Source organism: Thermomicrobiales bacterium, assembly GCA_023954495.1.
Lineage (GTDB): Bacteria > Chloroflexota > Chloroflexia > Thermomicrobiales > CFX8 > JAMLIA01.
Genome location: JAMLIA010000010.1, coordinates 37,101 through 60,780, shown reverse-complemented (window position 1 = coordinate 60,780; position 23,680 = coordinate 37,101). Strand labels below are relative to the sequence as shown.

Here is a 23,680-nt window from a genome sequence, read left to right as displayed (position 1 = left end):
GACTCGCCACTCCGAATCGCCTCACGTTGGCGCAGGTAAACAAGCGCAGCAGCTGTCGTTGCAACCATGCCCGGTGCAATCAGATCGGAGCGTACTGATGCCGGTGATACGGCAGCTTCCCGTTGAGCTGATGCCAAGCCACAGGCAGCGAAGAGGAGTCCGATAACTGCGATGATGCCGATGCTCCGAATGTTCAAAGGAAAGATTCTGACGAGCCTGCCAGATGAATTGTGCGCGTGTATGCGAACATGGATAATCATAGTCTTTCGTGTGCAGCAATGGGCAACACTTCGCTCACTGATATGACGTGCAACCGTCCGCGTGTCGCGATCAACTCATCGGACTGAGACAGGAGCCACTCATTGAACGATCAAATTCGCGCCCAGCTTCAACAGGGCCACACGATCGACATCACCACCACCGGTCGCAAGAGCGGTAATCCAACGCGTATCGAGATCGCTTTCCAGAACATCGACGGCACGGTCTACATCTCCGGCTTTCCCGGACGCCGCGACTGGTACGCCAACCTCGTCGCCGACCCCGATTTCACGTTCCATCTGAAGAAGGATGTCCAGGCCGACCTGCCAGCCCGCGCCCGCCCAATCACCAACACCGCCGAACGCCGCAAGATCCTGACAACATTCACTGCCAACTGGGATCGCGCAAGTGAAGTCGACGCCTGGGTCGAAAGTTCGCCGCTGGTGGAAGTGACGTTCACCGAGGGCTAGTCGCCACAACGAAACAATCAGCGGCCCACTGGATTCCGCAGCCGGAGGTGCCCACAGTTCGAGCAGTCGGGCGCTCTCCCGCGTTGGGCTGCGTCTCACGACTGAGTCCAACGCATCGGTTTCCAGTATCACCCCCAGTCCACCACCCCCATTGCGCCACCAAAACGAACCATAACGACGCGAACCCGTATACTCGAACGCACTGGCCCACTCAGTGGCCCAGCCTGGCCGCAGCAACTTTAGGGTGATATGAGCTTCGATAACAGCGCCGGTACCGAGGACATGACAACGACCGCCCAACAATCGAGTGACGCAGCAGTCGACTACGAGGAGACGATCGCGCAATTCGCGACGCTCTATCCGTTCCCGCTGGATGGCTTTCAGCGTGAGGCGATCGAGACATTCCTCGGCGGCGAGTCGGTCATGGTCGCCGCGCCAACCGGCACGGGCAAGACCGTCATTGCCGAATTCGGCGTCTACGAGGCGTCGCGGCGCGGCGGGCGCGTGATCTACACCACACCGATCAAGGCGCTCTCGAACCAGAAGTTCCGCGACCTGCGCGCCTGGTATGGCGATCGCGTCGGCTTGCTGACCGGCGATGTGTCCGAGAATGCGACCGCTCCAGTCGTGGTTATGACAACCGAGGTGCTGCGCAACATGCTGATCCAGACCCCCTGGGACCTGGAGTCGGTCGATTGCGTCATCTTCGACGAGGTTCACTACATCGCCGACCCCGAGCGCGGCACGACCTGGGAAGAGGCGATCATCCTCTGCCCGGATCACATCCAGCTCATCTGCCTCTCAGCAACGGTCTCAAACGCCGGGGAGATCGCAGACTGGATCTCGCGCACACACCGACCGATCCGCCTCATCACCCACACCGAACGCGCGGTGCCGCTGGCGCTGTCCTACTACCTCGACAAGAAGCTGCGCCCAGTCATCGACCACAACGGCGATATCGTCGCCGAGTACCCGAAGGCGGGCGGCGAAGTGCGCCGTCGCATGCAGCGCGGTGGGTTGAGCGCCGAGCAACGTCGCAAGGCGGAGCTCGACGAGCCGCAGCCGTGGGAGATCCTGCAGGCGATGGCGGCCAAGGAGATGCTGCCGGCCATCTACTTCCTGTTCTCCCGCCGCGACTGCGAGAACTACGCCCAGCGCTTCGCGATGATGCGCTCGAACCTCGTGCGCGACGACGAAACGCGCGCCCGGATTCAGTCCGTCATCGACGCCCACATCGGCTCGATGCGCCCCGAGGATCGCGAATTGGAGCAGGTGCGCTCGATCATCGCCCTGGCGACGCAGGGCGTCGGCTTTCATCACGCCGGACTGCTGCCGATCCTGAAGCAGGTAGTCGAGGTGCTGTTCGGGCGTGGGCTGATGCAGGTCGTCTTCGCCACTGACACGCTGGCGCTGGGCGTCAACATGCCGGCCCGCTCGGTCGTGATTGGTCGGATGACCAAGTGGGACGGGCGCAGCCGTCGCCAGCTCACGCCGAACGAGTTCCAGCAGATGGCGGGTCGCGCCGGTCGACGCGGCATGGATGCCAAAGGCAACGTCATCGTCCCGCACTCGCCCTGGATTCGCTTCACCGAGATGATGACAATCGCGACCGGCGAGCTGCACCCGGTTATCTCGTCGTTCGCCATCCGCTACAACACGGTGCTGAACCTCTGGGACCCGCCACACGGCAACCGAGTCCGCCAGATGCTGCACCAGTCGCTCTCGCAATTTCAGGCCGCTGGGCGCGTTCGCGAGCTTGAGGATGACATCGTCGATCTCGGCACCCGTATACAGGAGCTGCCGCAGGGCTGCCTGATCGGCCTCGACGCGGGCGATGAGCTGCTGGACGAGTATCGGGGACTCAACCACTCGATCGACGCGCTGCGCAGCAAGGAGCGCAGCGTCCAGCAGGACATGCGCAGCCTCGCCGCCATCGAGGACGCGCCGCCGTGGCCGCAGCCGGGGCGGCAGGCGCTGCGCCGTGTGTTCCGTACGGCTGAGCCGGGCATGGTTGTCCACACGCGCGATCAGGGCTGGGGCGTCTTCCTTGGGCGGCCACCGTCCGGCGGCATCGGTCTGTTCCTCTTCGATCGCGCGATCGAGCCGATCAGCGAGTACCGCTTCATCGACTACATGCCCGATCCGCAATACCGCGTCGAGGTACCGGCTGAGTTGGCCGCGATTACCGAGCCGGTCGGAGACGTGACAACAACGCATCCAGAGGCATTCGCCAGCCTGCGCGAGGAGCTGGAGACACTGCCGCTCCCCGATCTCGACGCCGAGCTGGCTGCCTACCGCGCGGCGGTGCTCGAACGCCACGAGCGCGCACACGTGCGAATGGAAGCCGACATCGCCGCAATCCAGGATCAAATCGGCGAGCTGCACGAGACTCGCAACACGCACCCCTGCCACGCCTGCCCGCGACGCAAGGAGCATCAGAACAATATGCGTCGCGTCGATGTGCTGGTGCGCGAGCGTGCCCACGTGGAGGCGCAACTGCACGAGGAGCGCGAGGCGGAGCTGGAGCGCATTCGCGGGATCATCAACGGCATCCGCAACGTGCTGCACCGCTTCAACTACCTGCACCGCGGCTACCCGACGGCCAAGGCCGACCTGCTGGCCGACGTGTTCGACTCAAACGGCCTCGTCGTCTGCGAGATGATCGACCGTGGGCTGGTGGACAAGCTGGACCCGGCCGATGCCGCCGAGGTGTTCTCGTGGTTCGCCTACGATCGCGATTCGCGCTTTTCGAACGACTACAGCCTGCCGAACAACCTCGTCCTACTGCGCCGCCGTCTGGAAGACATGGAGCAGCAGATCCTCGCCACCGAACGTCGCAACGGATTGTTCATCTCGCACGGCCACAACGTCGGGTTCTACGGCGCAATGCGCGCATGGTGCCACGGCGCGACGATGGCGGATATCACCGAGACGATCGCGCTGTCGGAAGGCGACATGGTCCTGACGTTCAACAAGACGATCGACCTGATGCGCCAGGTGCGGGAGATGTTGTCGCACGTCGACCCGACACATCCGATCCGCGAGACGCTGCGCGAGGCCGAGCGCCTCGTCCGCCGCGACATCGTTGCCCAGTCGCTCGCTCTCGGCTTCCTGCCGATCGAGGACGAGGAGACAACGACCGAGATCGACGACAACGTCGATACGCCCGACGACCCCGAGTAAGCGGGCTCCCGACCTACTCCTCGTCCAGCTCCAGCCGCGCCTGATACGGGCGTGAGAGCGTCGCATAGTAGTCGGCGCGCAAGTGGTGCAGTACCTGACCGGCGTCGGTTTCAACCAACCAGCGTCCATCGAACGCCTCGGCAGCAGCGGACACAGCCAGTGGCTGGCCGATGAACAGATCGTGGTCGCCAATCGTGTGTCGGCCAACGACGCCGCACTCGATGTGCGCGACGCACTCCTCGACGAGTGGTGATTCGATCGCCTGAGCATCTGCCGGCGTCAACCCGGCTGCCTCGAACTTGTCGCCATTGCGGCCAGTCATCATTCCGCAGCGATGCACTGCGACGAGCAGCTCAGCCGTCGGGATGTTCAGCGCGAAGAACTCGCTGCCAGTGACGAGCTCGTGCGTCAGCCGACCGGAGTGAATTGCGACGCCAACCAGCGGCGGATCGAAGCTCAGTGGCGCGAGCCAGGCTGCCGTCATGATGTTGTCAGTCGAACGAAACCGACTGGTCACCAGCGCCAGCGGCCCTGGCTGCAGCAACCGCAAGGCGTCCATCCCCTCGCGCTCGACCTTACTCGCCATGCGCTAATTCACCCGACATGTCGTCTGCATCGGCGGCATTCTCGCTATCGCGCTCCGGAATACCGGCTTTCAGTACGTCGCGATAGAGCGCGACGGTGCGCGCCGCGACCTGCCGTTGCGTGTAGTTGTCGAGCACGCGCTGCCGTCCGGCGCTGGAGTAGTGCGAGAGCAGTGCGGGATCAGCGAGCAAGCGTCCCAGCTGCGTCGTCAGCGCCGCGACATCCCCCTCAGGGAAGATCAGCCCGGCATCGCCGACGACATTCGGAATCTCACCAGAGTCGGAGCCAACGACGGCCACGCCGCACGACATCGCCTCGATGATGACGCGCCCAAACTGTTCCTTCCAGTTCGGCCTGGTGAGCGACGGAACAACAACGATATCCAGCTCATGGAGGAATGCGGGTATCTGCGCGCTCGGCATCGTGCCGCGAAACGTCACCCTGTCCCCGAGTCCGCGCTGCACTGCTCTTTCCTTCAAGTCGTTCAGGCTCTCGCCGGCCCCGACGATGACGAGTTGCGGATGCTGCGGCAGCAGCGCGATCGCGTCGATCAGCGTGTCGACGCCCTTCTCCGGCACTAGCCGACCGTAGTATCCGATCGTGATCGGCTGATCACTCGGCGGCGGCGTGGTCGGCGGCGAGAAGATGTCCGGATCCACGCCGAATTGCGGGATGATCTTGACCGGCTTGCGAAAGCCCTTGCGTCGCAGCACATCAACGGCGTCGGCGTTACCGGCAATGGCAGCGTCGGCGTTGCGATAGGCGTACAGCTCGAACAGCCGAAATGGCGGTGGGTAGCGACGGTAGAGATTCTGCCAGGTGAAGAAGATCGTCTTCGCACCGGCCCGTTTGGCCAGCCGCGTCGCCTGCGCAGCAACGAAGTTGTACGGCTCCTCATCGATGTGAACCAGCTCCGGCTGAAAGCGCTCGACGACCTTACTCAGATCCGGGTAGTAGTGCAGATGATGGCGCCCGTTGAATCTCATCCGCTGCACCTCAAGCTCGTATCCGGTCGTGAACAGCCGATCCAGCTCCAGCGTGCCGACCCGCCCCTCGATCCACTTCGGCGGTACGACGACCAGTAGCTCCAGATCCGGCGCAGTCGCCATCTCCTCCAGCTTCTTCTGATACACGCCGGTGACAAGCGCCTTGGACAGCATCAGGACGCGCACTGGCTACCCCCGTCCAGAACCTCGCGATACGCCTCAACTGTCTGGGCGGCCGTCCGCCCCCACGAGAACTTCGCCGCTTGCCGCAGCGACCGCGCCGCCAGATCCGCGCGCAACGCCGGGTCGGCAAACACCGTGATCAACGCCCGTCCGATCGCCTCCGACTCCGGATCAATCAACAATCCAGCGTTGCCGACAACCTCCGGCAGGCTCGTCATCCGTGAGCAGATGACCGGTGCGCCACAGGCCATCGCCTCCAGCGGATTGAGGCCGAACCCCTCGTACGCAGACACGAACGCGAAGACATGACACGCGCGATACAGGTTGATCTTATCCGACTCGCTGACGAAGCCGGTCTGAATCACCCTGTCGGTCAGGCTCAGGTCGCGAATCAGACCGTCCAGCGGCGGATTGAGACGCGCATTTGCGGTGTGCGGTCGGCCGGTGATGACGAGCGAGCAGTCACTCGGCAGCGACGGTAGCGCGCGCGCGAATCCTCTGACAAGCTCCGGCAGACGCTTGCGGATGTCGTAGCCGCCGACGTTCAGCACGAACGGCCGCCGAATACCGAGCCGCGTCAGCGCCTCATCGACCGACGCCTGCTCTGCGGCTGTCTGCGCCGGACGCATGTCATCGTGCGCGGCAAGCAGCGTCACGCGGATGCGTTCGGGATCAATCCCCAGATGGTCGCTGATGTCGGATTTGGAATAGGCGGAGTCGGTCAGGATCAGCGCCGCATTGCGCACCGCGCGGCTGACCAGGCGCGTGTAGCTACGCATCTGGCGCGAGCCGGCGTATTCCGGCAACACGAGCGGAATCACGTCATGGACAGTCACGACATACGGCACTCGCTGCAGCATTGGTGCGGAGAAATACGGCACATGCACGAGCCGCACATCCGCCTGCCGCGTCGCAGATGGCAAGCCCACCTGCTCCCAGAGCAGCTTGCGCGCCTTGCCAGGAAGTCGAGGCCGCGGCATTGCCCCGCGGACGACTGCATCGCTCGGCATCGTATGTGCGGAGAGGTCGCAGTCAGAAGGCGCGAGGAGCACTGGCTCAATGCCGCCGGGGATGTCACGCAGCGCCCGCCACAGATGCGTGGCGTACTGCCCAGCGCCGGTCATTGGCTGCTCAAAGAAGAGCGCGTCAAATCCAACGCGCGAGGAGGCGCTCATAGTACGCGAGTATAGCAATTGGGCTATTGGGAATGCTGACAACCGGGCTGCGTTAGAATACATTGAGCGCCCATGCGACGCTCTATCAGATTACCAGGAGGATTGATTTCATGTCCAAGCCCGTTGATGTCACCGATGCCACGTTCGACACAGAGGTGATCAACGCCGATACGCCGGTTCTTGTCGACTTCTGGGCATCCTGGTGCGGCCCCTGCCGCATCGTTGGTCCGATTCTCGAAGAGATCGCGACCGAGAAGGATGGCAAGCTGAAGATCGCCAAGGTCAACATTGACGAGAACAACCAGATGGCGGCCCAGCTGGGTATCAGCTCGATCCCGACCATGATTCTCTACAAGAACGGCCAGCCGGTCGAGAAGATCATCGGTGCCTATCCGAAGCCACGCATTCTCGAGAAGGTCGAGCCGCACCTCTAGGATCGTTTCTGCACCACATCGGATGCACTGCTGCCCGGACGAGCTCGTCCGGGCAGCATCTTCGTCATCCGTCTCGCCGGCCGCCCACCCGCAGCAACGACTTTAGCGCCGAGCCAATCGTCGCCAGAACTGCCGATCGCTTCCCCATATAGACATCCTGCCGGACAGCGACGATCCCGACGTTGTCCTGATCGAACGACACCTTCGTGCCATAGGCATAGCGATCCCGACGCAGGTCGAATTCGATCATCCGTGGCTCGTCAGAATCGATCAGATCGGGCCGGTTCGGATCGTAGACCGCGATCCAGCCATAGTCATCGCTCTCCTGGACAAGGTGATACGGAACGACCGTATGGCCCTGCTCGACGACTGCTTGCAGCACGTCGCGCCGCCACGGCTTCGGCACCGCAATGTCCAGCGCCCGGTCCGTCGTGCCGCTGCGCAGCAGATCGTCGCGCACCGCATAGAACGCCGCCCGCGGCGAGGCGCGGAAGAACCAGCCCGCCGCCGCCAGTAGCGCGCGATCGAACAGTTGTCGCCCATGGAAGACGACGATGCGCTCCAGCGCAACCGCCTCATTCACCGGCTCCGGCTCGCGACCCAGCCCACGCGCAATCGCCCAGCGCGCCATGCCGGTACATAACCCGCCCGTCCGCGCGCCCGGACGAATGAAGACGATGTCGGAATAGAGACCACGAAACAGGATGTTCTTCAGGGCCTGCGGCATCGAGGCATAGGTCGCGTCAAAGATTCGGCGGTCTGGATCGATCGTGCCGAGTGCAGCGGCGCTATTCGGCTTGCCAAACGCATGGCGCTTGATCTCAAACGAGCTGCGCAGGTTGTAGGTGACAGGCACGCGGATGGAATCCCGCGTCACGCCATCGGCATCTACAAGCACAACGTCAGCGCCCCGCCGCACGTGCAGGCGCGTCGGCCGAATGCCCCACGTGCCATCACCAAGCGTCTCGACATCCCAACCGTTGGGCACCCTGATCTGTCCACCAACAACGTCGGCTGCCGCGAACATCGACCTGTCGATCTCGATCCAGCCACCTTCAACCTTCGTCGGCGCGAGTCCGGTGCGCGTGATGTGCAATGCATTCAGCGGTTCGCCAGCCACCATCATCCTCCTGCAGGGCCGATTCTTCGCCACATCCTACACGGTCGCGGACACAGCGACGCCAATACTGACAAACGCAAATTCCTGATTCCCGATCCTATAGGAATCAAGAAATCGGGAATTCTGGCATTCAGGAGCATGAGCCAGTTCGTAGGTGCTGCGTTTCGGCTATGCACCAGCCCCCGCTTCCTGTCATTTCGAGTGCGCACGCGAGAAGTCTCCCGGCGGTCGGACGGGGGAACGGATCGTTCACTCCGTTCAGTGGGTCGTCAACGTCAGATTGTCCGATCGTTGAAGGCGGCAGCCACCAATTTGTCCTGTCATCTGTCGCCCGGAGGGCACCCGGCAGCGAAAGATCTCCCACTCGTTTGAGGCTGTCAGACGGGGATGAGCGGATCCTTCACTTCGTTCAGGATGACAGAGGAAGGGGCAGGGGCGAGGCTGCGCTCGTCGGTATGAGGCCGGGGGAGATCTCTCGGCTGCGGCCTCGAGATGACAGGACAAAAGGTTGGCTACCGACCCGGGATGTCGTCCGGCACCACGGGATCGCGTCGTTCCCCAAGTTCCTGAGTTCCCGATTCCTTGATCCGTATAGGATCGGGAATCAGGAATTTGGGGAATGGATGCGGCGGTCGTGCCCAATCCGACTGCCTATCGGGCCGCCGTGGGCGCGTCGGCCGTCAGGCCGACTCATCCACCGCCCCACGTGCCGTGTCGAGCGACGCCATCTCGCGCCGCCAGTCATCGAGGTCGCGGAACTCGCGGTAGACCGAGGCGAAGCGGATGTAGGCGATGTGGTCGAGCTCCTTGAGCTTGGCCAGAACCAGCTCGCCAATGTCGGTGCTCGACACCTCGCTGACATTCCGGTCGAGCAGCTCGGTCTCGATCTCGCGGACGATGCTCTCGACCGACTCCATCGGCACTGGCCGCTTAGTTAGCGCGATCAGCAGCTTGTCGGTGAGCTTACGTGGAGAAAACGGCTCGCGGCGACCGTCGCGCTTGACGACGATCAACTCGCGCGCCTCGACCTTCTCGTAGGTCGTGAAGCGCCGACCGCAGACAGCACATTCCCGGCGACGGCGGACGGACTCGCCTTCGCGTACATCGCGTGAATCGACAACGCGCGAGTCCGGTTTGCCACAGAACGGACACTTCATTGCTCCCCCTCGCCGGGAATAACGAAAGAAGCGAACCAGATCATCGCGATCTCAATCATCGCCACGCTCCAGTCCGCTTCATATCATCGCGTCGTCGCGCGAACGAGCCTACTGGCGCTCGCGCAGGAATCGCAGAATAGCAGGCTCGGCCCACTCGTCGTCCGGCAGCACCGGCGTTCGTGGCGGCGCGCTGCCTTCCAGAGCTCGCTGCGAGCGGCGCTCGGAACGCTCCTCGCGCGGTCGCTGGCGCGTCGGTCGCGCTCCCTGGAAGCCGGTCGCGATCAGTGTAATCGTCACATCGCGGCCTAGCGACTCGTCGATCGACGTACCGAAGATGATTTCGGCGTCGTCGTCTGCTGCCTGCCGGATGATCTCGGCCGCCTCGCCAACCTCGGAGATCGTCAGGTCACTGCTGGCGGCGATGTTGTAGAGCACGCCGGTTGCGCCGTCGATGCTCATCTCCAGCAGCGGGCTCTCGATCGCCATCCGGGCAGCATCGGTGGTGCGGCTGTCACCGCCGCCGTGGCCGATCGCCATCAGCGCCGAACCCGCGTCACGCATGATCGTCTTGACGTCGGCGAAGTCGAGGTTAATCATGCCCGGCTTCACGATCAGGTCGGAGATGCCCTGGATACCTTGCCGCAGCACGTCATCGGCGATGCGGAAGGCTTCCGAGAAGGGCGTCTTCGGATCGACCATCTGCATCAGGCGCTGGTTCGGAATCGTGATCAACGCATCGACATGCTCGCGCAGCGTAGCGATCGACTCATCCGCGACCCGACGGCGCTTCGCACCCTCGAAGTCGAACGGCTTGGTCACGACGCCAACCGTCAGTGCGCCGGACTCGCGAGCGAGTTTGGCTACGATCGGTGATGCGCCACTACCGGTGCCACCGCCCATACCGGCGGTGATGAAGACCATGTCTGCGCCGCGAATGACCTCGGCCAGCGTCTCCATGCTCTCTTCGGCTGCGCGCTCGCCGACCTCAGGCCGCCCGCCAGCGCCAAGCCCCTTCGTGAGCTTGTCGCCAATGCGCAGCGTGATCGGCGCGTTGGAGTTGATCAGCATCTGCGCGTCGGTGTTAATCGCGACGAACTCGACGCCATCAACTGCGGATTCGATCATGCGGTTAACGGCGTTGCCACCACCGCCGCCGACGCCTACAACCTTAATCCTCGCGAAATTCGCTGCGTATTCGTCCTCGTGCCCGTCAAACATGCGCTTTCCCTCCGGGCTACCCTGCCGCATTCGGTCAGGTCACAATCCAGTTGGCGCACCTGGCGCCGGCTTGATGTGGTGTTAGTCGGCCGGACTGACCGGAATAAACTCTCGCACCCAGCCCTTCACAATCGTGCCCCAGCCCCGCTGGTTCGGTTGCCGTGTTCGCTGTCGGCGCGTTACGTCAATTGTAGCGCCTCCAGCGAGCGGATTCATTACCAGCGGATGCACGATGCCGGCCGTCGCCGGGCTCCGTTGCCGCGTCGGCGACATCCCTACCGATCTGCCAGTCACGTAGCGGATCAGGCCGACCGCAGAGCTGACGCCGGGATCCCCAATACTGGGGAAGCCGCCACCCGGGAGCACGTGCCCCTCACGCACGGCCGTCCCCATAATCGCCCGCGTGATATCGACGATGCCGGTCAACTGCGCCGTACCGCCGGTCAGCACAACACCGGCCCGCAAGCGCCGTGTGTCGTCCAGATCGTCGAGCGTCGCCTTGACCTGATCGATGATCTGCACCGTCCGGGCGGCAGTGATCGACCGCACCGCTGAGCCAGGCAGATTGCCGTACTTCGCCTGCCGTTGCAGCGCGGCGATCGTGCGCGGCGACCAGTCGATCAGCTCTTCGTCAACGTCTTCGCTGATCGCGCCGTGCTCAATCTTCAGCCGGTCGGCCTCCTCAATCGGGATCTCCAGAATCGAGGCAACATCGGCGGTGATGTGGTGGCCACCGAGCGGGAACGAGACCAGGTGCTGCAGCTCACCACCGAGATAGGCAGCAATATCCGTCGTCGCGCTGCCGATATCGACGACGGCGATCCCGGCGTCACGCTCCGTCTGGGATGTCACGGCGGCGGCAACAGCAACGCCAGTCGGCACGAGCGTATGCACGCGAATGCCAGCGAGATCTGCAGCTCGACGCAGCCCCTCGGTGATTACGGTCTGCACCGCGAAGTCGCGCGTCCAGACATCCAGCCGCCGACCGTAGCGTCCAGACGGATCGTCAACCGGCTCGCCATCAACAGCAAACGCGCGCACGACCCGATGGATCGTCGCCATGCCGTCCGGATCACGACCGCGCGCATCGTCCAGCGCACGCCGAATATCGCGTGCCGCAACTGGTCGGCTGCCGTCGATGTCGACGCCGCCCATGCGCTCAAGCGTCTGGATGCGAGCGCCAGCAATCGTTGCGACGACATCCTCAACATTGACGCCAATGAGATAGCGCGCCTCTTCAACGGCGCGACGCAATGCTGCGCCAAGGGACTCGGGGTCGGATACTTCACCGGCACGCAATCCACCGGACGCGGTACTGCCATGGCCGACGTACCGCACCCCGCCCTCCGGATCGCGGAGCGCCACGGCCGAGCAGAGCTTGCTCGAGCCGATGTCGATACCGACGATAAACTGGTCAGGCACGGCTGCTACTCCGGTCGTTCCTCGTTTCGCGGCACGGGCAAATGCGTTCCCTTCGTCACATGACGATGATGCCCATCACCATTCCTCGTACAGAGCCGCCTGATACCATCGTACCACACTGTACGTACACTGTCCCTACTTATAGTACGGACGGTCCGGTTCGCGCAAGTCCAGGACTTCCCAGACCGACCCACCGGCTGCAACGGTCTGATAGACGGCGAGCTTCATCGGCATACGATCCGGCGAGCCGAAGATGACCTGGCGATCGTCGCGCAAGGCAGCGACCAGGCCGTCGTCGGTCGTCCAGCGCAACGCATCGGCAACCTCACCAAGCGTATCGGCAGCGGCAATGACGGACGCGACAATCGCTGGATCGAGCGTCTGCCCCACGCTCGGTGCTTCCAGCTCGTTGATGACGCTGGGCAAACCATCGGGGAGCGGTCGACTGTCGGTCAGGACATGACCGCGCTGATCGATCAGCGCGATGCTGTCGCCTGTCTTCCAGGCGACGACCGGCTGGCGTTCGATAACGGCAATCGTGACCTTGTCTGGAAAGCTCGTCCGGACGCTGACGTGCTCAACATACGGCAGCAGCGCAACACGGTCCGCCGCCGCCCCGGCATCAATGCTGAAGATCGGCTCACCGATGGCATCCGCAGTCGTCGCGACCTCGGCCGGATCACCCAGCTCCACGCCGCGCACCACGACCGACGCCACCAGGAAGTCACCCGACAGCAGAAAGCCATACAGCAGGATGCCGCAGGCGACAACGATGACCGCAGCCGGAATCCGACCACTGCGCAACATGCCGATGCGCTGCGGACTGCGCTCACGCACCGGTGCGCCGGGCATCGCCGCAGCAGGCTGCGGCTCAGGCACCGCCACCCCGTTGCTCCTCATGGCGCTCGATTGCCAGATCAACCAGCTGCCGCACCAGATCCGCTATCGGCACGCCGGTCGCCTCCCAGAGCTTTGGGTACATGCTGATGCCGGTAAAGCCGGGGATCGTGTTGACCTCGTTCAGCAGGACCCGCATGGTGTCGCGTTCGAGGAAGAAATCGACGCGAGCCATACCGGCGCAGTCCAGCATTTTGAACGCACGAACAGCCAACCCGCGCACTTCTTCGGACACCTCGTCCGGGATCGGCGCGGGAATGAGAAGCTGCGAAGAATCGTCAACGTACTTATCTTCGTAGTCATAGAAGTCGTGGCCAGGGATGACCTCGCCAACGACTGAGGCGACTGGCTCGTCATTGCCCAGCACCGACACCTCTAGCTCGCGCGCGTTGATGCCCTTCTCGATCAGGATCTTGCGATCGTGTCGACCCGCTTCGGCCATCGCAGCGGCCAGCTCGTTCACGTCGTTGACCTTCGAGACGCCGACGCTGGACCCGAGGTTCGCCGGCTTCACGAAGCAGGGATAGCCCAGCTCACGCTCAACATCAGCGATGACCGCATCCGGGAAACGCGCCCACTCCTTGCGCAGGACCGTCAGCCACGGTGCCTGCGGCAGTCCGGACTGCGCCATGATCTGCTTGGCGACCGACTTGTCCATCGCTACGGCAGACGCCATCACTCCCGCGCCGACGTAGGGCAGACCAGCCAGCTCGAAGAGGCCCTGAACGGTGCCGTCCTCGCCCATCGGCCCGTGCAAAACGGGGAAGATGACGTCGATGCTGCCGGCCCAGCCGTTGGCCGGGATTACGGCAACTTCGCCAGATTTCTGCGCCGACAGCGCCAGGTTCTCGACCTCATCGAGAACCGAGCCGCGCTGCCGCTCGCCGGAGGGCAGCGCAAACAGTGGCGACTGGGCTTGCAGCTCACCCATCGGGTCGCCACTGGTGAGCCAGGCCCCCTGGCGACTGACGCCGATCGGCACAACGTCGTGTCCCGCAGCCTCAAGCGCCGCCATCACCGTCTGCGCCGAGCGCAGTGACACGTCGTGCTCGCCCGAACGACCGCCGAAGACAACCCCGACGCGAACGCGTCTGGCTTGGGTCATGTCCAGTCTCCAATCCGCTCGACCTCGGGGTCGAGCTGCACGCCGGTCTGCCGCCGCACTTCCGCCTGCACAACGCGGATCAGCTCGACGATGTCTGCGGCGGAACCCTTCGCATCGTTGACGATGAAATTGGCGTGCTTCGTCGAGACAGTGGCACCACCAACCCGCGTGCCCTTCAAGCCAGCCGCCTCGATCAATCGACCCGAGAAGTCACCTTCAGGGTTCTTGAAGATCGATCCGGCACACGCGCCCGTCGGTTGCGTCCGGTGCCGGTAGTCGGCATACTCGTCAGCTTCGCGCGTCAGCTCGTTCGGTGAGCCCTTCGCGAAGCGGAATGTCGCGTCAACGACGACCAGGACATCGTCGTCCTCGGGATATTTCAGGCGCGTGCCGCGATAGCGCGGCTGGAGCCACTCACGATCGTGCTCGACCAGTACGCCGTCTGCGCCGACCACCCGCAGCGAGACGAGATAGTCCTTGATCTCGCCGCCGTGGGCACCGGCGTTGTTGACCACAGCGCCGCCGACGTTGCCGGGCAGGCCCACCAGCCAGGCCAGACCGGCCCAGCCGCGCTCGGCTGCCGTCCGTCCGAACCAGTTGGACGGCGCGGCGGCCGGCACGCGGACGAGAACGTCGTTGTCCGTCTCCTGTACCACTTCCAGGCCCGCTTCAGCGTCCTTACCAGGACGGCGGACGACGATGACCAGACCGCGTATGCCGCGGTCACTCACCAGCATGTTCGAGCCACCACCGAAGATCGTGATCGGCAGCGACCGCTCGCGAGCCCAGCGCAAGGCGAGCCCGATCTGCTCGGCGCTGCCGGCCCGGACCAGGTAATCCGCCGGCCCGCCGACGCGGAACGTGTTGTACAGGTCGGTGCGTGCTTCCGGCTGGATCGCGATGGTTACGTCGCCCTCGGTCACCTCTATCGGCGGGGCGCCCTTGACTCGCCCTCGTGCGCTCATTGTCGTTCGCCTGCCTTCCGCCGGAGAGGTCGCGTCGCGTGATCCTCCGGTCAGTTGAGTGAAGTATCTGTATCTGCCAGCGTCTCGGCTGCCAGGTAGATGTCGCCGGCCCCCATGACCAGCACGACATCTCCGGATCGCAGCATCTCGCGCACCACCTGCGCGCTCTCGGCTGGATCGCTCGCCACTTGCACCGCTGCCGTCATCCTGGCCGCAATGTCGCCCGACGAGACGCCGAGCGAATCAACCTCTCTGGCTCGATAGATGTCAGCCAGCACCACCTGATCAGCCGCGTCGAGCGCGTGGGCGAACTCATCCAGCAAGGCGCGCGTCCGCGAATAGGTGTGCGGCTGAAAGACGGCGACAATACGTCGATCTGGAAAGCGTTCGCGCGCCGCCGCAATCGTCGCCGCAATCTCGGTCGGGTGGTGCGCGTAGTCGCTCACAACCGCGATTTCGTCGTCCCGGCACACCTCGAACCGACGACTGACGCCGCCAAACTCAGCCAGCCCCGCCAGCAGCGCATCCGGCTCCAGCCCAAGCCCCTCGGCAGACGCCAGGACCGCCAGCGCATTCAACAGATTGTGCCTACCTGGCACAGACAGCCGCAACTCGAACACCTGTCCGGACGGCGACACCGCTGTCGAAACATCCGCTCCAGTGTTCAGTCGCCAATCGCCAACCGACTCGCCAAATGTCACGATTCTGGGCGCGAAGGCGTCGCGATCGATGCGTTTCAGGAGCGCCCGACAGCCTTCGTCCTCGGCTGAAAGCACCACCGTACCGTTGGGTGCGATGCCGTCCGCAAATCGAGCGAACGCATCGAGGATCTGGACGAGGTCAGCGAAGATGTCGGGGTGGTCGTGCTCGATGTTGGTGATGATCGCGACACGCGGGCGCAGCCAGAGGAACGAGTAATCGTACTCATCAGCCTCGACGACGATATGCTGTCCATCGCTCAGTCGCGCGTTCGTGCCGAGCTCCCGCACCGTCGCACCAACGGCGAACGACGGCTGCACGCCGGCGCGATCGAGCGCCAGTGCAGCCATGCCGGACGTCGTCGACTTTCCGTGCGACCCCGCCACGGCCAGACACACAGCCGGATTCGCCAGCAACCCCAGCACTGCTGCACGTTTGACGACGTGGATGCCATGTCGCTCCGCCTCAACCAGTTCGGGATTATCCGGCTTTAGCGCTGCGGTGATGACAACCAGATCAGCGTCACCGACATTCTCGGCGGCGTGCCCGATTGCGACAGGTATCCCCTCGGCACGCAAGTCGCGAACGATCGGCGAGTCGTTGATATCGGAGCCGGACACCGAGTAGCCACGACGGACGAGCATGCGCGCCAGCCCGCTGACACCCACCCCGCCGATGCCGACCATATGGACGTGCGCCGGTGGATCGGGCAACTGAACGTCGTGCAGATCGTATGGTCCGCGCTGACTCATTCCCACGGCTCCGGCCAATCTCGCTCCTGCGTCCGTTGCGGTCGCGCCTCTATCGGTCGCCGCTCAACACTGGTCGTGCGTCGCGCCCGGCGATAGTGCGCCGGTGCGGGATGCTGCCGACGCGGTTGCGGCGTCGGTGGCGTTGGGACATTCGCGACTGGCTGAGCTACAGCGACCACTCTCGGACGCATCTCGGCCTCGGATAGCGTCTGTCTCGATATGTTGAGCAGGATGCCGGTGGCAGTCATGGCCACGACAAGTGACGAGCCGCCTGCCGAAATGAACGGCAGTGGGATGCCGGTGAACGGGATCGCCAGCGTCACGCCGCCGATGTTGTAGGCCGCCTGGAAGACCAGCCAGGTTGTAATGCCGACCGCAACCAGCGTCCCGAACGTGTCCGGCGCGCGCATCGCGATCCGGTAGCCGTGATAGCCCAGCGCCACGAAGAGCCCGACGACAACCGCGCAGCCGATCAGCCCGAGCTCCTCGCCGATGACGGCGAAGATCGCGTCGTTGTGTGCGGCGGGCAGCCACGAAAACTTCTGGCGGCTCGCTCCCAGACCAACACCGAACAGGCCGCCGGAACCGAGCGCCAGGCGCGCCTGATAGAGCTGCCAGCCCAGATTCTTCAGGTCAGAGTCCGGATTGAGGAACAGCAGCAGACGGTCGCGCCGGTATGACGCGCTCAGCGCCATCGTCAGGAAGCCGATGGCACCGACAATCAGCAGCCCGGCAAATTGCACTGGCGCTGCACCGGCCACGAAGAACATCGCTACGCCGATCGTCGCCACGAGCGATGCAGTGCCGAGGTCCGGCTCCAGCATCAACAGCCCGATCAGCAAACCCATGACGACGCAGAACTGCGCCAGCCCCGACGACACCGAGCGAACCTTGCCGCCCTTGCCGGCGAACCAGGCAGCCATGTAGAGAATCATGGCCAACTTGGCGACCTCACTCGGCTGGATTGAGATCGGTCCAACGAAGATCCACGCCTTCGCCCCATACACCTCAGTGCCGACCCCAGGGATCAGCACCAGCGCCGCCAGCACCAGCAGCACCGCCGCCATGCCATGCACCGCCCAGCGCGCGTAGCGGTGGTAATCCACCTGCATCGCCACCAACAGCCCGGCTGTGCCGACCAGCACGTAGATAAGCTGGCGTATCAGGCCGCTGTACTGACTGAGTCCGACATCGCCGACGGTCTCCGGGAAGGTAGCCGAGAAGATCATGACCGTGCCGAACATCACCAGCGTCAGCAGAATGGCGAAGAGCCACCAGTCAGGATCATGATAGCGAACACTCGTCTTCGGCTGTTGCCGAGCACGCCATCGCATCATGACGCGTCCTCAGCCAGCCGCTCGACAGCCTCACGAAAGGCATCGCCGCGATGGAACTCATCGCGGAACAGCCCAAAGCTCGCGCATCCCGGTGACAGCAAAACGACGTCGCCTGGACGAGCCAGGGACGCCGCGCGTTCGACCGCCTCATCCATCGACATCGCCGGTTCGCCAACCGGCTCGACACCTCGCGCCGCCAGCAGCTTCGTAAGCTGCGGCGTGACCGTGCCATCCAGCAGCACGACAGCCCGTGCAGAGCGAGCGAGCTCGTCAGCGACATCGTCCATCGCCAGGAGCTTGTCATAGCCACCGGAGATCGCGACGATGCCGCGCCCCGCATAGGCACGCAGCGCGGCAACAGCCGCCGATGGCGCAGTCGCCGCGCTGTCGTTGACCCAGGCCACGCCATCGATCGTGGCGACAGGCTCAAGCCGATGGGCAACTCCGGTGAAGCCAGCTATTGCTCGGCGGATCTCTGCTTCCGACACGCCGACGGCCAGCGCTGCCGCCGCTGCAGCGAGTGCATTGCGCTGCGCGTGCTCGCCGGGGACCTGTAGTGCATCGACAGGACCCAGACTCACCGGCTCGTTAGTCCAGGCAGCCCAAAACTCGCCATCCTCGACCCACACGTCCGGATGGAGACCGGGGCGGTAGCCGCTGCCGAATAGCACCCACTGCCCAGGCGCAGCGTTGGTCAGCATCTTCACCAGTGGATCGCCCGGATCGTAGACGGCGAAGTCCACACGCGGCGTTTGCCAGCGGAAGATCGTCGCTTTCGTCGCGGCGTACTCATCGAAGCTGTCGTAGCGATCAAGATGATCGGGCGCGATATTGGTCAGCACGGCCACGTGCGGGGCGAGATGGTGCTCGTCCAGTCCTTCGAGCTGGAACGACGACAGCTCCAACGTGATCGGCACTTCGGCACGCAGATCGGGCAGTTGCGCCAGTGCCGAGACGCCCATATTGCCGGCCAGCACCGCCTCTGGCCAATGCTCGCGCAGCATGGCGTGCAGCAACGTCGTCGTCGTCGTCTTACCCTTCGTGCCGGTGACGCCGATGATCGGCGCTGGGCAGGCGCGGAAAAAGAGCGTCATCTCCATCTCGACCGGCTTGCCCTGGTCGCGCGCACGGGCCAGCCACGGTGACGACGCCGGGACAGCCGGATTGCGCACGACGATGTCGGCCCAGTCGATGTCCTCTTCGCGATGCTCACCAAGCGTCCAGCCGATCGGCAGGCCATCCAGATCGGCCAGCGAGGCGGCCAACTGTTCGGCGCTGCGCAGATCGGTCACGCGGACCTCAGCGCCCTGCCCGATCAGATACCGCGCGACCCCGACCCCGCCTTTGCGTGCGCCAAGGCCGATCAGCAGGACGCGCTTGCCGCGCAGGGCAAGCGGGGCGGCGTTCATGCCGGTCCCCCGACCGCCAGCGCGACACCGAGCAGTCCGGCCATCATGCCGGCCAGCCAGAAGCGCAAGGTTACCTGCGTCTCACTCCAGCCGAGCAGCTCGAAGTGATGATGGAGCGGTGTCATCCTGAACAGGCGTTTACCGCCGGTGCGCTTGAACCACGCCACCTGCAACATGACTGACGTCGTCTCGGCGACGAACACGGCTCCGACAATCGGCAGCAACAGCCACTGCCCGGTCATGAACGCGACTGTCGCCAGCGACGCGCCGAGCGCCAGCGCGCCACAGTCACCCATAATGACCTGCGCCGGGTGCGCGTTGAACCACAAGAAGCCGAAGAGCGCGCCAACCATCGTGAAGCAGAAGGTGACGACCTGTACCTGCCCCTGCAGGAAGGCGATGATGCCGTAGGCCGTGAATGCCACCGCTGCCGTGCCGCCCGCCAGCGTATCCAGCCCATCGGTCAGGTTCACCGCGTTCGCCGTCCCGGAAATACTGAACAGCGCGATTGGAATGTAGAGCAGGCCGATGTTGTACTGCCCGATGAACGGGATATAGATGCTGTGCAATCCGAGCGGGAAATAGAGCACCAGGGAACTGACCGCCGCGAACAGCAGCAACCACACCATCTTGAACCGCGCCGTCAGTCCGGTGGACTGCCCGCCGACCAGATTCAGCCGATCGTCGATCCCGCCCAGCACCGCGGTGAACGTCAGCACGCCAAGCGGCAACAACATGGACAGCCGCCCGATGAGGTTGAACACAATTGTCAGCACGATCACGGTCGCGATGAAGATCACGCCTCCCATCGTCGGCGTGCCGGTCTTGGTCATGTGCCCTTCCGGGCCATCAATCCGGATCTTCTTGCCGATCCCGCGCGCTCGCAACAGATCGATGTACGGCCTGCCGAACGCCAGCGCGATGATGAAGGCGACACCGGAGAGACCCAGCGAGATGGCCAGATTGTCGAGTGGGTCGAGCGGCAGCAACGAGTTCGTGACCACCCCGTGACGAAGCGAGTCGAAGAGCTCGACCGCATAGGCCGGCGTTATCAATCCGAATCCCCAGTCGTTTCCGTCCGGAGCGCTGCTACCAGCGTCTCCAGCTCCAATCCCCGTGATCCCTTGATCAAGACCAGATCCCCCGGTTTCAGGTCCCGACGCAATGCGTCTTCCAACGCGCGCTTGTCATCAAACATTTCGACCGGCAGGTTGGGCTTCGCCCGCACTGCCTCGGCGGCGATCAGCCGCGCCCGCGGCCCCATCGTGTAAAGCGCATCGACCGTCTCAGCCGCGCGCCCACCAACCAGCCGGTGGCCCTCTTCCTCATACGAGCCGAGCTCGTACATGTCCCCGAAGACGGCGACACGGCGTGTCGCATCCAGCTCGACAAGCAGATTCAGCGCGGCCACGCAGGAGGCCGGGTTGGCGTTGTAGCTGTCGTCCAGCACAGTCGAGCCATTCACGCCCGGCAGCAACAGCAACCTCAACTGAATGTCCGGCGTCTGGAAACCGCGCAAGATGTCAGCCAGCGAGAGACCAAGCTCAGTGCCAACCGCAATGCCGACCAGTGCCATGTGGACGCTGTGGCGACCCATCAGCGGCACGCTGATGTAGCTCTGGACCTCGCCGTGGTGCAGGGTGAACGAGATACCGTCCATCCCACGGCTCTCCAGATCGGTCGCGTAGTACTCAGCCTCCGGATCGATGCCGTAGTAGACAACCCGACAGGACGCGTGTTCGGCCATCGCGCGGACGCGCTCATCGTCGATGTTGAGGACGGCCAGGCCGTCAGCCGGCAGCGCCTCGACCAGCTCAGTCTTGGTCTGGGCGATGGCATCCAGCGAACCCATCCGGCCCAGGTGGGAGTGCGAGACGTTCGTCACGACGCCGATCGTCGGCTGGGCGATCGTTGCCAGTTGGGTGATCTCGCCGAATGCGTACGCACCGCCCATCTCCAGTACGGATATGTCGGTGTCGGGCGTGATCTCCAGCACCGAAATCGGCAGACCGACTTCGTTGTTGTAGCTCTTGCGGCTGCGCGTCACCTGATAGCGCTGCGACAGCACCGCCGACAACACCTCTTTGGTGCTCGACTTGCCGATGCTGCCGGTGATACCGATCACCTGCGTATCACTGAACAGTGTGCGCCAATATTTCGCTAGCGATTGCAGCGCAACCAGTGTGTCCGGCACGACGATAACCGGCAGATCGCCGAGGTCGAAGCGGCGAAACCACTCCTCGTTCACCATCACTGCCCCGGCTCCGGCCTCCAGCGCATCCGGCACGAAGCGATGGGCATCCACGCGCTCGCCCTGCAGCGCGACAAACAGATCACCTTCACCGACATCACGCGAGTCGTGGACCACGCGGTTTAGCAGATCGTTGCGCGAGATGCTGCCAAACATGCGCCCGCCCGTCCCAGCCAGGATGTCATGGACGCGAATCACGGTGCCGCCTCCAGATCATCGGGTGGAATCCCGTACAGCAGGAACAGCTGCTCGAATACCTTCTGCAAGACCGGTCCGCTGACTTCCAGGCCAGTGCCCTCCTCTTTCGGCCAGTCGATCTTGACCAGCACGCTGAACTGAGGATTCTCGACCGGCCCGAAGCCGACAATCGACGCGATCGTTGCGCCATCAATATAGCCACCTGCCGGCGAAGGAATCTGCGCCGTGCCGGTCTTGGCCCCGATTCGATAACCGGGGACGGATGGATAGAGGCTATCGGGATTGTCAACGACATCTTCGAGCATTGTCCGCATCGTTGACGATGACTGTTCTGAAATGACCTGCCGCACGACCGTCGGCTGAGTAACCGTCGTGCCATCGTCCGAATGAACCTGCGCGACGACGTACGGCTGCATCAGCTTGCCGCCATTGACGATCGCCGAGACAGCGTTCACCAGTTGCAACGGCGTGCAGGCGATGCCTTGGCCGAAGGCGTTGGTCGCGTAGAGCGCATCGTTCCAGCCGCTTTCGCCGGGCAACGTCAGGATGCCCTGCTCCTCGCCCTGCAGATCGACTCCAGTTGGTGTGCCAAACCCGAACGCCTGCAAGCCCTCATAGAACTTCTCGCGCCCGATCTTGTCGGCCACGAAGATCGCGCCGAGGTTGGCCGAGCGCTGGAGAACTTGCGTCATCGTCTCGGTGCCCCAGACGACGCCCTCGAAGTTCGTGATCCGGCTGCCGTCGGGCAATTCCAGATAGCCCGGCTCGTCGTTATGCGTGGTTTCCGGCGTCACCGCGCCGGAGTCAATGCCGATCGACATCACGACCGACTTGAACGTCGAGCCTGGCTCGTAGACGGCCGAGATCGCCGGGTTCAGATAGGTCGATGGATTCGAGACATCGGCGAAGTCGTTTGGATCGTAGCCCGGCTCGCTGGCCATCCCGAGAATCGCGCCGGTATTCGGATCCTGGACAATGATCGTCCCGCCGATCGCGCGCTGTTCCTTGATCGTGTCCTGCAGAATGCGCTCGATCGTTTCCTGTACGGCACTATCAATGGTCAGCGTCACATCCGAGCCATCAACCGGTGGGTTCCAGGTCGATTCGGTCACCGCGATGACGTTGCCTTCGCCGTCGCGCTCTCCAACAAGCTCGCCCGGCTCTCCGGCCAGCAGTGAATCGTACTCACCCTCTACACCATAGTTCCCGACCAGCGCATCATTGGTGAAGCCGAGCAGTTGCGAGGCGAAATCGCCGAACGGGTAGACGCGGCTCGGCTCGGAATCCAGCACGATACCGGCAAGGGCGAGGTTGGTAATCTGATCGCCCACCTCGGGCGCGAGATGGCGCGCGAGCACGACCCACTCAATCCCGGGCTGGTTCAGCGCATCCAGAATATCGGCCGCAGAACGCCCGATCAGCGGCGCAAGCTGCGCGGACGCAGCATTGCGATCGACGATCTGATCGACAATTGCCGACACCCGCACCGCCGGGACGTTGGTCGCCAGCCGAACGCCGCGACTGTCATAGATCTCGCCGCGCCGCGCTGGGACGATGTCCTCCTGCATCCGCTCGGAGACCGCCCACTGGCTGTATTCGCTCGATCGCACGACCTGGACGGCGACGACTCGATAGCCGATCAGGACCATCAGCAGCATGAAGACGATGAACAGGATCGTGATCCGGTTGTGTGGCGCCGCGTGTTGATTCATGGCGCACCCTCCACTGGATGATTGGCCTCGGCCTCGCCGGTCAGGCGATCCAGAATGCGTTCTGCCAACGAGCGCGTGCGACCCTCCTGCGGAGACGGCAGCGCAAGCTGCTCGGTCGCTGGTGCCGGGACGGTCAGGTAGACGTGCGCATCCATCGGCTGCAT

General features: G+C 63.8%; 21 protein-coding genes. 3 read left to right on the top strand and 18 right to left on the bottom strand.

What is annotated here, in order from left to right:
• Positions 1–197, bottom strand: a 197-nt coding sequence (locus tag M9890_03565; protein MCO5176041.1) for a hypothetical protein, incomplete at its 3' end; no start/stop codon positions are given.
• Between the two features lie 165 nt (positions 198–362).
• Here M9890_03565 and M9890_03560 point away from each other — a divergent pair.
• Both M9890_03560 and M9890_03555 read left to right on the top strand, forming a co-directional pair.
• Positions 363–728: a nitroreductase/quinone reductase family protein gene (locus M9890_03560; protein MCO5176040.1), complete on the top strand. Its 366-nt coding sequence runs from the start codon at positions 363–365 to the stop codon at positions 726–728.
• A 249-nt stretch (positions 729–977) separates the two neighbouring features.
• Positions 978–3,911 (top strand): DEAD/DEAH box helicase, encoded by a 2,934-nt coding sequence (locus M9890_03555; protein MCO5176039.1) that lies wholly within the window; start codon positions 978–980, stop codon positions 3,909–3,911.
• Between the two features lie 13 nt (positions 3,912–3,924).
• Here M9890_03555 and M9890_03550 read toward each other — a convergent pair whose 3' ends face one another.
• The 3 genes from M9890_03550 to M9890_03540 are packed head-to-tail and all read right to left on the bottom strand — an operon-like array spanning position 3,925 to position 6,840.
• Positions 3,925–4,497, bottom strand: a complete 573-nt coding sequence (locus M9890_03550) for a flavin reductase family protein (protein MCO5176038.1) — start codon at positions 4,495–4,497, stop codon at positions 3,925–3,927.
• On the bottom strand, positions 4,487–5,668 hold the full coding sequence (locus tag M9890_03545) for a glycosyltransferase family 4 protein (GenBank protein MCO5176037.1): 1,182 nt from the start codon (positions 5,666–5,668) through the stop codon (positions 4,487–4,489). The genes M9890_03550 and M9890_03545 overlap by 11 nt, the downstream gene beginning before the upstream one ends.
• Positions 5,656–6,840, bottom strand: coding sequence for a glycosyltransferase family 4 protein (locus M9890_03540; protein MCO5176036.1), 1,185 nt, complete (start codon positions 6,838–6,840; stop codon positions 5,656–5,658). Before M9890_03540 ends, M9890_03545 begins: the two co-directional genes overlap by 13 nt.
• A gap of 110 nt (positions 6,841–6,950) precedes the next feature.
• Here M9890_03540 and trxA point away from each other — a divergent pair, with 110 nt between their 5' ends.
• The gene (trxA, locus tag M9890_03535) at positions 6,951–7,274 is read left to right on the top strand and encodes a thioredoxin (protein MCO5176035.1); all 324 of its coding nucleotides are present in this window, start codon (positions 6,951–6,953) and stop codon (positions 7,272–7,274) included.
• A gap of 64 nt (positions 7,275–7,338) precedes the next feature.
• Here trxA and M9890_03530 read toward each other — a convergent pair whose 3' ends face one another.
• The 14 genes from M9890_03530 to M9890_03465 form a co-directional block, all read right to left on the bottom strand.
• Positions 7,339–8,394, bottom strand: coding sequence for a hypothetical protein (locus tag M9890_03530; GenBank protein ID MCO5176034.1), 1,056 nt, complete (start codon positions 8,392–8,394; stop codon positions 7,339–7,341).
• Between the two features lie 680 nt (positions 8,395–9,074).
• The gene (gene nrdR / locus M9890_03525; GenBank protein ID MCO5176033.1) at positions 9,075–9,551 is read right to left on the bottom strand and encodes a transcriptional regulator NrdR; all 477 of its coding nucleotides are present in this window, start codon (positions 9,549–9,551) and stop codon (positions 9,075–9,077) included.
• A 108-nt stretch (positions 9,552–9,659) separates the two neighbouring features.
• The gene (ftsZ, locus tag M9890_03520; protein MCO5176032.1) at positions 9,660–10,769 is read right to left on the bottom strand and encodes a cell division protein FtsZ; all 1,110 of its coding nucleotides are present in this window, start codon (positions 10,767–10,769) and stop codon (positions 9,660–9,662) included.
• Between the two features lie 81 nt (positions 10,770–10,850).
• On the bottom strand, positions 10,851–12,191 hold the full coding sequence (ftsA, locus tag M9890_03515; protein MCO5176031.1) for a cell division protein FtsA: 1,341 nt from the start codon (positions 12,189–12,191) through the stop codon (positions 10,851–10,853).
• A 135-nt stretch (positions 12,192–12,326) separates the two neighbouring features.
• Entirely contained in the window at positions 12,327–13,076 is a 750-nt protein-coding gene (locus M9890_03510; protein MCO5176030.1) for an FtsQ-type POTRA domain-containing protein, read from the bottom strand.
• The gene (locus tag M9890_03505; GenBank protein MCO5176029.1) at positions 13,063–14,193 is read right to left on the bottom strand and encodes a D-alanine--D-alanine ligase; all 1,131 of its coding nucleotides are present in this window, start codon (positions 14,191–14,193) and stop codon (positions 13,063–13,065) included. Before M9890_03505 ends, M9890_03510 begins: the two co-directional genes overlap by 14 nt.
• The gene (gene murB / locus M9890_03500; GenBank protein ID MCO5176028.1) at positions 14,190–15,158 is read right to left on the bottom strand and encodes a UDP-N-acetylmuramate dehydrogenase; all 969 of its coding nucleotides are present in this window, start codon (positions 15,156–15,158) and stop codon (positions 14,190–14,192) included. Before murB ends, M9890_03505 begins: the two co-directional genes overlap by 4 nt.
• 50 nt (positions 15,159–15,208) lie before the next feature.
• Complete coding sequence (gene murC / locus M9890_03495) at positions 15,209–16,609, bottom strand: UDP-N-acetylmuramate--L-alanine ligase (protein MCO5176027.1); 1,401 nt, start codon at positions 16,607–16,609, stop codon at positions 15,209–15,211.
• Positions 16,606–17,946: a putative lipid II flippase FtsW gene (gene ftsW / locus M9890_03490; GenBank protein ID MCO5176026.1), complete on the bottom strand. Its 1,341-nt coding sequence runs from the start codon at positions 17,944–17,946 to the stop codon at positions 16,606–16,608. The genes murC and ftsW overlap by 4 nt, the downstream gene beginning before the upstream one ends.
• Entirely contained in the window at positions 17,943–19,355 is a 1,413-nt protein-coding gene (gene murD, locus M9890_03485; protein ID MCO5176025.1) for a UDP-N-acetylmuramoyl-L-alanine--D-glutamate ligase, read from the bottom strand. Before murD ends, ftsW begins: the two co-directional genes overlap by 4 nt.
• Positions 19,352–20,410: a phospho-N-acetylmuramoyl-pentapeptide-transferase gene (gene mraY, locus M9890_03480; GenBank protein ID MCO5176024.1), complete on the bottom strand. Its 1,059-nt coding sequence runs from the start codon at positions 20,408–20,410 to the stop codon at positions 19,352–19,354. The genes murD and mraY overlap by 4 nt, the downstream gene beginning before the upstream one ends.
• Positions 20,407–21,804, bottom strand: coding sequence for a UDP-N-acetylmuramoyl-tripeptide--D-alanyl-D-alanine ligase (locus M9890_03475; protein MCO5176023.1), 1,398 nt, complete (start codon positions 21,802–21,804; stop codon positions 20,407–20,409). Before M9890_03475 ends, mraY begins: the two co-directional genes overlap by 4 nt.
• Positions 21,801–23,516 carry a penicillin-binding transpeptidase domain-containing protein gene (locus M9890_03470; GenBank protein ID MCO5176022.1) on the bottom strand — a complete coding sequence of 572 codons (1,716 nt, stop codon included), beginning with the start codon at positions 23,514–23,516 and terminating at the stop codon, positions 21,801–21,803. The genes M9890_03475 and M9890_03470 overlap by 4 nt, the downstream gene beginning before the upstream one ends.
• Entirely contained in the window at positions 23,513–23,680 is a 168-nt protein-coding gene (locus M9890_03465; protein MCO5176021.1) for a hypothetical protein, read from the bottom strand. The genes M9890_03470 and M9890_03465 overlap by 4 nt, the downstream gene beginning before the upstream one ends.

What these genes read in the sequence shown, in the direction of transcription:
- M9890_03470 (MCO5176022.1), bottom strand. Translation starts at nt 23,516, where the DNA reads ATGAATCAACACGCGGCGCCACACAACCGGATCACGATCCTGTTCATC.
- murB (MCO5176028.1), bottom strand. Translation starts at nt 15,158, where the DNA reads ATGAGCGCACGAGGGCGAGTCAAGGGCGCCCCGCCGATAGAGGTGACC.
- ftsW (MCO5176026.1), bottom strand. Translation starts at nt 17,946, where the DNA reads ATGATGCGATGGCGTGCTCGGCAACAGCCGAAGACGAGTGTTCGCTAT.
- M9890_03540 (MCO5176036.1), bottom strand. Translation starts at nt 6,840, where the DNA reads ATGAGCGCCTCCTCGCGCGTTGGATTTGACGCGCTCTTCTTTGAGCAG.
- nrdR (MCO5176033.1), bottom strand. Translation starts at nt 9,551, where the DNA reads ATGAAGTGTCCGTTCTGTGGCAAACCGGACTCGCGCGTTGTCGATTCA.
- M9890_03555 (MCO5176039.1), top strand. Translation starts at nt 978, where the DNA reads ATGAGCTTCGATAACAGCGCCGGTACCGAGGACATGACAACGACCGCC.
- trxA (MCO5176035.1), top strand. Translation starts at nt 6,951, where the DNA reads ATGTCCAAGCCCGTTGATGTCACCGATGCCACGTTCGACACAGAGGTG.
- M9890_03465 (MCO5176021.1), bottom strand. Translation starts at nt 23,680, where the DNA reads ATGCAGCCGATGGATGCGCACGTCTACCTGACCGTCCCGGCACCAGCG.
- M9890_03505 (MCO5176029.1), bottom strand. Translation starts at nt 14,193, where the DNA reads ATGACCCAAGCCAGACGCGTTCGCGTCGGGGTTGTCTTCGGCGGTCGT.
- M9890_03550 (MCO5176038.1), bottom strand. Translation starts at nt 4,497, where the DNA reads ATGGCGAGTAAGGTCGAGCGCGAGGGGATGGACGCCTTGCGGTTGCTG.
- murC (MCO5176027.1), bottom strand. Translation starts at nt 16,609, where the DNA reads ATGAGTCAGCGCGGACCATACGATCTGCACGACGTTCAGTTGCCCGAT.
- ftsZ (MCO5176032.1), bottom strand. Translation starts at nt 10,769, where the DNA reads ATGTTTGACGGGCACGAGGACGAATACGCAGCGAATTTCGCGAGGATT.
- murD (MCO5176025.1), bottom strand. Translation starts at nt 19,355, where the DNA reads ATGAACGCCGCCCCGCTTGCCCTGCGCGGCAAGCGCGTCCTGCTGATC.